The sequence below is a fragment of the Massilia phosphatilytica genome (assembly GCF_977014125.1).
In genome coordinates this window covers 1-7724 of record NZ_CDRNIL010000158.1, presented here as the reverse complement: position 1 = coordinate 7724, position 7724 = coordinate 1, and the positions used below count along the sequence as shown (strand labels likewise).

4 protein-coding genes and 2 pseudogenes are annotated in these 7724 nt (G+C 65.8%); 1 reads left to right on the top strand and 5 read right to left on the bottom strand.

Annotated elements, in window-relative coordinates; genetic code table 11:
• Positions 1 to 231: 231 nt before the first annotated feature.
• Positions 232 to 909, bottom strand: coding sequence for an amidohydrolase family protein (locus ACWNCF_RS05620; protein ID WP_449406336.1), 678 nt, complete (start codon positions 907 to 909; stop codon positions 232 to 234).
• Positions 910 to 1042: 133 nt separating this feature from the next.
• On the opposite strand from ACWNCF_RS05620, the gene ACWNCF_RS05615 reads away from it, so the two are divergent.
• Entirely contained in the window at positions 1043 to 1387 is a 345-nt protein-coding gene (locus ACWNCF_RS05615) for a hypothetical protein (protein WP_449406335.1), read from the top strand.
• On the opposite strand, the gene ACWNCF_RS05610 is transcribed toward ACWNCF_RS05615, so the two are convergent.
• From ACWNCF_RS05610 to aceE, 4 genes and pseudogenes are all read right to left on the bottom strand, one after another.
• Positions 1388 to 2266 carry an NAD(P)-dependent oxidoreductase gene (locus tag ACWNCF_RS05610; protein ID WP_449406334.1) on the bottom strand — a complete coding sequence of 293 codons (879 nt, stop codon included), beginning with the start codon at positions 2264 to 2266 and terminating at the stop codon, positions 1388 to 1390. It abuts the gene before it with no gap.
• Positions 2267 to 2457: 191 nt separating this feature from the next.
• A pseudogene (gene lpdA / locus ACWNCF_RS05605) lies at positions 2458 to 4288 on the bottom strand (dihydrolipoyl dehydrogenase).
• 9 nt (positions 4289 to 4297) lie between these two features.
• A complete protein-coding gene (gene aceF, locus ACWNCF_RS05600; RefSeq protein ID WP_449406333.1) occupies positions 4298 to 5626 on the bottom strand; it encodes a dihydrolipoyllysine-residue acetyltransferase in 1329 nt (442 codons plus the stop codon).
• 160 nt (positions 5627 to 5786) lie between these two features.
• Positions 5787 to 7678, bottom strand: a pseudogene (gene aceE / locus ACWNCF_RS05595) (pyruvate dehydrogenase (acetyl-transferring), homodimeric type); the annotation flags it as partial.
• Positions 7679 to 7724 lie beyond the last annotated feature (46 nt).

Sequence of the window (7724 nt, the reverse complement as noted above, 5' to 3'; positions counted from 1 at the left end):
GCTATCCTATGTTCATCCGTTAACCTTAGGTGCTGGAATCGCTATCCTATGTTCATCCGTTAACCTTAGGTGCTGGAATCGCTATCCTATGTTCATCCGTTAACCTTAAGGTTAACGGATGAACATAGGATAGCGATTCCAGCACCTAAGGTTAAAACGGAGGAGTTAGTTGGATGATCCAGCACCTAAGGTTAAAACGGAGGAGTTAGTTGGATGATCCAGCACCTAAGGTTAAAACGGAGGAGTTAGTTGGATGATCCAGCACCTGTAGCGCACCGCCGCGCGGCACTCGTCCGGTCCGTTGCACACGCCCTGCAGCGGCCCGGCCGGCGCGAGCTTCTGCGGCGGGATCGGGTCCTGGTCGGCATGACCGCCCGTCGACCCGATCGCATAGTTCGACACGAGCATGCGCGGCCCCGGCACCTTGCCCGCGTCGATGGCGTTGCGCAGGCCGAGCGCGATCCAGTCCGTCGATCCGACGTCGCGCACGGACGTGAAGCCCGCCTCCAGCGTGATGCGGGCGTAATAGGCGCCATACAGCGCCTGCTCCGCCGGGAAGCGCATCATGTTGTCGAAGAAGTCGCCGTACCAGTCGTCGCTCGACTGGCCGGACAGGTGGACGTGCGCGTCGATGAAGCCCGGCAGCAGCGTGGCGTCACCCAGGTCGATGACGTCGGCGCCGGCCGGCACCGCGGCCTTGTCGTTCTTGTCGCCCTGCGCGATGCGGACGATCTTGTTGCCGACGATAGTCAGTTGCGGATGCTCGACCAGCTTGCCGCTGGCGCCGTCGAACATGCGCGCGGCGCGCAGCACGACCGTGTGCGGCGTCGGCGACATGGCGTCGGCCGCCCAGGCGTTGGCGGACAGCAGGGCCAGGGAAGCGGCGAGGATGCGGAATCGTGTTGTCATTGGCGGCAGCCCATCGGTAGGAAAGCGCCGATGTTACGCCGGGATGTTTTTATGAACAACGTATTCCGATGCGGCAGTGCGGAACGCGGCATCATTTGCTAACCTCACAGGCATTCCACTACCGACCGCCTCCATGACGCCGCGCTGCCAATCGATTTCCGCGAACTTCCTGATGGGTGCCGGCATCCTGCCGCTGGCCCTGTACATTGCCTGGGTCACGGCCTTCCTGCTCACCACCGTGCCGGGCCAGCCGCCCCGCGTCCCGATCATCGACCCGATCGGGATGGTGGGGCTCGGCATGTTCGCCTATCTCGGCGCGCTCGTCGTCGCTGGGCTGGGCATGGTGTGGTCATGGCTGCTGGTGCACGCGCATCCCGCACAGGGCACGCGCTGGACGCTGGTCCTGCGCGCCATCGTCGTGCTGGTGCTGGCGCTGCCGTTTGCCTTCAACTTCCTGGCCAGCATGCACCTTGTGTAATCAGTTCGACCCGCCCTGCCTTGCCACATGCTTGCCCAGCGCCGCCAGATCGAGGTCGCCGTCGCCCTGCGCCACGGCATCCTGCAAGGTCGCCTTCAGGGTCTCTCCGAACACCAGCGGCAGATGCTTGCCCTGGCCCGCCTCCACCGCGAGGCGCACGTCCTTCAGGCCAAGCGACAGCTTGAAGCCAGCCGGCGCATAGCGCGCTTCGGCGATCATCCCGCCATAACCCTTGTAGACGGGCGAGCCGGCGAACAGCGTGCTGGTGACCAGGTCGATGAAATTCGCGGCCGGCACGTCGTGCGCGCACGCCAGCGCGGTGCCCTCGGCCGTCGCCTCGATCGCGCACGCGAGCATCAGGTTGCACGCGAGCTTGACCGCGTTCGCCTGTTCCGGCTCGCTGCCGAAGCGCCACGTCTTTTGTCCCATCAGGTCGAACAGCGGCTGCACGCGCGCGATCAATTCGTCGCTGCCGCCGGCCAGGATATTCAGCTTGCCCGCTTGCGCGACATCCACCCGGCCCAGCACGGGCGCCGCCACGTAGCCGACGCCGCGTTCGACGTGCAGCGCCGCCATCTCACGCGCGAACGCGACGGAGACGGTCGCCACGTTGACGTGGATGCTGCCGGGCGCCATCGCGGCCAGCACGCCGCCGTCCAGCAGCACGGCGCGCGTCGCGTCGTCATCGGACAGCATGGTGAAGACGACGCCGGCGATGCCGCATTCGGCGGGCGTCGCGGCCGGCTCGGCGCCCAGCGCCGCCAGCGCCCGCACAGGTTCCGGGCTGCGGTTCCACACGTGCACGGGCTGGCCGGATTTCAGCAGGTTGGCGGCCATGTGGTGGCCCATGCCGCCCAGGCCGATGAATGCGATGCTCATGGATTGGCTCCTTGGTCAAAAGGATATTAGACCAGCAATCGCCAACGTCCGCTGCGCACCACGTCGTCTACAGGCGACCCGACAAGGTATCCCTGAAACAGGTGCTGTCCCAAAAAATTCCATAACGCGCCAGGCACGAACAAAAAAACCGGGACACGCGGTCCCGGTTTTCGATGCAGCCTGCGCCTGAATCAGCGCTTGCGCGGCGGCGGCAGGTCGGTGCAGACGCCTTCGTAGGCTTCCGCCGCCATGCCGATCGATTCGCCCAGGGTCGGGTGCGGGTGGATCGTCTTGCCGATGTCCACGCCGTCCGCGCCCATCTCGATGGCCAGCGCGATTTCGCCGATCATGTCGCCGGCGCTCGTGCCGACGATCGTGCCGCCGATGATGCGGTGGGTCTCGGCGTCGAACAGCAGCTTCGTGAAGCCTTCCGAACGGCCGTTGGCGACGGCGCGGCCCGATGCGGCCCACGGGAAGTGGCCCTTCTCGATCTTGATGCCCTTGGCTTTCGCTTCGTCTTCGGTCAGGCCGACCCATGCCACTTCCGGATCGGTGTAGGCCACCGACGGGATCACCTTCGCATCGAAGAAGGCCTTCTCGCCGTGCGCGGCTTCCGCGGCGACGTGGGCTTCATGCACGGCCTTGTGCGCCAGCATCGGCTGGCCCACCAGGTCGCCGATGGCGAAGATGTGCGGCACGTTGGTGCGCATCTGGCCGTCGACCGGGATGAAGCCGCGGTCGGTGACGGACACGCCGGCCGCTTCCGCGCCGATCTTCTTGCCGTTCGGGCTGCGGCCCACGGCCACCAGCACGAGGTCGTAGACCTGCGCTTCCGGCGCCGGTTGGCCCGCTTCGGCGGCTTCGAACGTGACCTTGATCCCTTCCGGCAGCGCTTCCACGCCGACGGTCTTGGTCTTCAACATGATGTTGTCGAAGCGGGCCGCATTGAACTTCTGCCAGACCTTGACGGCCTCGCGGTCGGCGCCCTGCATCAGGCCATCCATCATCTCGACGACGTCGATGCGCGCACCCAAGGTCGAGTACACGGTCGCCATTTCCAGGCCGATGATGCCGCCGCCGATGACGAGCATGCGCTTCGGCACCTGGCGCAGTTCCAGCGCGCCGGTCGAATCGACGATGCGCGGATCTTCCGGCACGAACGGCAGTTCGACCACGGCCGAACCGGCCGCGATGATCGCCTTCTGGAATGCGACGACTTTCTTCGCGCCGTCAGGACCGGTCACTTCGATGTGGTTCGGGCTCAGGAATTTACCCACGCCCTGGACCACGTTGACCTTGCGCGACTTGGCCATGCCGGCCAGGCCGCCCGTCATCGTCTTGATGACCTTGTCCTTGTAGGCGCGCAGCTTGTCGATGTCGACGTCCGGCTTGGCGAACGACACGCCGAGGTCCGCCATGTGCGCCGTCTCGTCCATGATGTGCGCCACGTGCAGCAGCGCCTTGGACGGGATGCAGCCCACGTTCAGGCAGACGCCGCCCAGCGTGGCGTACTTCTCGACCAGGACGGTGTTCATGCCCAGGTCGGCCGAGCGGAACGCGGCGGAATAACCGCCGGGGCCTGCGCCCAGCACCATCATCTCGCATTCGACGTCGACCGGACCGGTGTAGCTGGCCGCGTTCGGGATCGGTGCGGCCGGCGCCGACGGGGTCGGGTGGGCCGGTGCGTACGAATCGGCCGGCTTGTTGGCCGGTGCCTGCCGCAGCGGCAGCGGGTGCCGCGGCGGGGGCGGATGCGGCGGCTGGCGCAGCGCCGGCGCCCGCGCCGGCGTCGCCCACGGTCAGCAGCAGCGAACCTTCGTTCACCTTGTCGCCGACCTTGACCTTCAGTTCCTGCACGACGCCGGCGTGGGTCGACGGGATCTCCATGCTGGCCTTGTCCGATTCGACAGTGACCAGCGACTGGTCGACCTTGATCGTGTCGCCGGGCTTGACCATCAGTTCGATGATTTCGACGTCCTTGAAATCGCCGATATTCGGGACTTCGACTTCAACGGTGCTCATGGGCTCTCCTTACAGCAGCGTCTTGCGCAGGTCGGCCAGGACGTCGGCCAGGTAGGTCGTGAAGCGGGCGCCGGCGGCGCCGTCGATCACGCGGTGATCGAACGACAGCGACAGCGGCAGCATCAGGCGCGGCTGGAATGCCTTGCCGTCCCACACCGGTTTCATCTGCGATTTCGACAGGCCCAGGATGGCCACTTCCGGCGCGTTGATGATCGGCGTGAACGCGGTGCCGCCCAGGCCACCGAGCGACGAGATCGTGAAGGTCGCACCCTGCATGTTCGCCGGCGACAGCTTGCCGTCGCGCGCCTGCGCCGACAGTTCGCCCATCTCGGTGGCGATCTGCGACACGGACTTCTTGTCGGCGTCCTTGATGACCGGGACGACCAGGCCGTTCGGCGTGTCGGCCGCGAAGCCGATGTTGTAGTACTTCTTGAGGATCAGCTGGCCGTTGGCTTCGTCGAGCGACGCGTTAAAGTTCGGGAACTTCTTCAGCGCGGCGACGGAGGCCTTGATCACGAAGGCCAGCATGGTCAGCTTGACCGTCGACTTGGCCTTGGCGTACGACGCGTTCGATTCGACGCGCAGTTCTTCCAGGTCGGTCACGTCGGCTTCCTCGAACTGCGTCACGTGCGGGATCATGACCCAGTTGCGGTGCAGGTTCGGGCCGGAGATCTTCTTGATGCGCGACAGCGGCTGCGCTTCGGTCTCGCCGAACTTGGAGAAGTCCAGCGACGGCCATGGCAGCAGGTTCATGCCCGCGCCACCGCCCGCACCTGCCGGTGCCGCGGTCGGGCCGGCGGCCAGCGCCGACTTGACGAAGCCCTGCACGTCCTGCTGGGTGATGCGGCCCTTGGGACCGGAACCCTTCACCTTGTTCAGGTCGACGCCCAGCTCGCGCGCGAACTTGCGCACGGACGGCGAGGCGTGGGCGGCGGAGAAGCTCGCGGCAGGACCGGCGGCGGCCGGTGCCGCGGCAGGCGCCGGCGCCGGTGCGGCCGCAGGTGCCGGTGCCGGAGCGGGTGCCGGCGCAGCGGCCGGAGCCGGTGCCGCGGCGGCGGGTGCCGGTGCGGCGGCTGCAGGCGCGGGCGCCTCGCCGCCGGCGGCTTCCTCGAGCAGCAGCACGAGCGAGCCTTCGCCGACCTTGTCGCCGACCTTGACCTTCATTTCCTTCACGACGCCGGCGTGGCTGGACGGGATCTCCATGCTGGCCTTGTCCGATTCCACCGTGATCAGGGACTGGTCGACCTTGATCGTGTCGCCCGGCTTGACCATCAGCTCGATGATTTCGACTTCCTTGAAGTCGCCGATGTCGGGGACTTTGACTTCCACAATGCTCATAGTGTGTTAGCTCCGTATTCTTATCGTTAGCTCATCCGTCGCCCCTGCGCAGGCAGGGGCCCAATTTTTGCGCAATTGGTTACGCAAGCAAGCTTGGGTCCCCGGCTAGGCGGACGGCCAGTCCGGGGACGACGTACTTTAGCGCGTCAGCGCCAGAGCATTACTGGGTCACAGGATTCGGCTTGTTCGGATCGATGCCGTACTTGGCGATCGCGTCCGCCACCACCTTCGCGTCGATCTTGCCTTCCTCGGCCAGCGATTTCAGCGCGGCGACCGTGATGTAGTAACGGTTCAGCCTCGAAGAACTCGCGCAGCTTGGCGCGGGTGTCCGAACGGCCGAAGCCGTCGGTGCCCAGCACCTTGTACGTGCGGCCGCTCGGGATGTAGGCGCGGATCTGCTCGGCGAACAGGCGCATGTAGTCGGTCGTCGCGACGATCGGGCCCTCGGAACCCTGCAGCAGCCTGGGTCACGTACGGCACGCGCGGCGCGTCGAGCGGGTGCGTCAGGTTCCAGCGCTCGGCGTCCTGGCCGTCGCGGGCCAGCAGCGTCAGCGACGGGCACGACCACACGTCGGCGGCGACGCCCCAGTCGTTCTTCAGCAGTTCGGCGGCGAACACGGACTCGCGCAGGATGGTGCCGGAGCCCATCAGCTGCACGCGCTGCTTGGCCGACTTGTCGCCTTCCTGGAGCAGGTACATGCCCTTGATGATGCCCTCTTGCTGGCCTTCCTTCAGGCCCGGCTGCTCGTAGTTCTCGTTCATGATGGTGATGTAATAGAACACATCTTCCTGCTTCTCCACCATGCGATGCAGGCCGTCCTGGATGATCACCGCCACTTCGTGCGCATAGGTCGGGTCGTACGGCACGCAGGTCGGGATCGACGCGGCGAAGATATGGCTGTGGCCATCCTCGTGCTGCAGGCCTTCGCCGTTCAGCGTCGTGCGGCCCGCGGTGCCGGCCATCAGGAAGCCGCGTGCGCGGATGTCGCCCGCCAGCCAGGCCAGGTCGCCGACGCGCTGCAGGCCGAACATCGAGTAGTAGGTGTAGAACGGGATCATCACGCGGTTGTTCGTCGAGTACGACGTCGCCGCGGCGATCCACGAGCACATGCCGCCCGCTTCGTTGATACCTTCCTGCAGGATCTGGCCCGCCTTGTCTTCGCGGTAGTACATCACCTGGTCCTTGTCGACCGGCTCGTACAACTGGCCTTCCTGGTTGAAGATGCCGATCTGGCGGAACAGGCCTTCCATGCCGAACGTACGCGATTCGTCGACGAGGATCGGGACGATGCGCTGGCCCAGGCTCTGGTCCTTCAGCAGCGTCGTCAGCGTACGCACGTAGGCTTGTGTCGTCGAGATCTCGCGGCCGGCCGCGGTCGGGTCGGTGACGGCCTTGAAGGTGGCCAGCGGCGGCACGGCCAGCTTCTCGTCGGCCTGCTGGCGGCGCTGCGGCAGGTAGCCGCCGAGGGCCTGGCGGCGCTCGTGCAGATATTTCATTTCAGGCGCGTCGTCGGCCGGCTTGAAGAACGGGATCTCGGGCAGCTTGTCGTCCGGGATCGGGATGGCGAAGCGGTCGCGCATTTCGCGGATCGCCTCGTCGTCCAGCTTCTTGGTCTGGTGCGCCGTGTTGCGCGCCTCGCCCGACTTGCCCATGCCGAAGCCCTTGACGGTCTTCACGAGCAGCACGGTCGGGGTGCCCTTGTTTTCCTGGGCGTTCTTGAAGGCCGCGTAGATCTTGTGCGGATCGTGGCCGCCGCGGGTCAGGCGCCAGATGTCGTCGTCGGTCATGTTGGCGACCATCTTCAGCAGCTCGGGGTGCTTGCCGAAGAAGTGCTTGCGCACGTATGCGCCGTCCTTGGCCTTGTAGTTCTGGTATTCGCCGTCGACGGTTTCCATCATCACGCGCTGCAGGATGCCGTCCTTGTCCTTGGCCAGCAGGGCGTCCCAGCCCGGGCCCCAGATGACCTTGACGACGTTCCAGCCGGCGCCGCGGAAGTCCGCTTCCAGTTCCTGGATGATCTTGCCGTTGCCGCGCACCGGACCGTCCAGGCGCTAGGTGCTGGATCATCCAACTAACTCCTGCATTTCTTCAATGCAT

What these genes read in the sequence shown, in the direction of transcription:
- ACWNCF_RS05620 (WP_449406336.1), bottom strand. Translation starts at nt 909, where the DNA reads ATGACAACACGATTCCGCATCCTCGCCGCTTCCCTGGCCCTGCTGTCC.
- aceF (WP_449406333.1), bottom strand. Translation starts at nt 5,626, where the DNA reads ATGAGCATTGTGGAAGTCAAAGTCCCCGACATCGGCGACTTCAAGGAA.
- ACWNCF_RS05610 (WP_449406334.1), bottom strand. Translation starts at nt 2,266, where the DNA reads ATGAGCATCGCATTCATCGGCCTGGGCGGCATGGGCCACCACATGGCC.
- ACWNCF_RS05615 (WP_449406335.1), top strand. Translation starts at nt 1,043, where the DNA reads ATGACGCCGCGCTGCCAATCGATTTCCGCGAACTTCCTGATGGGTGCC.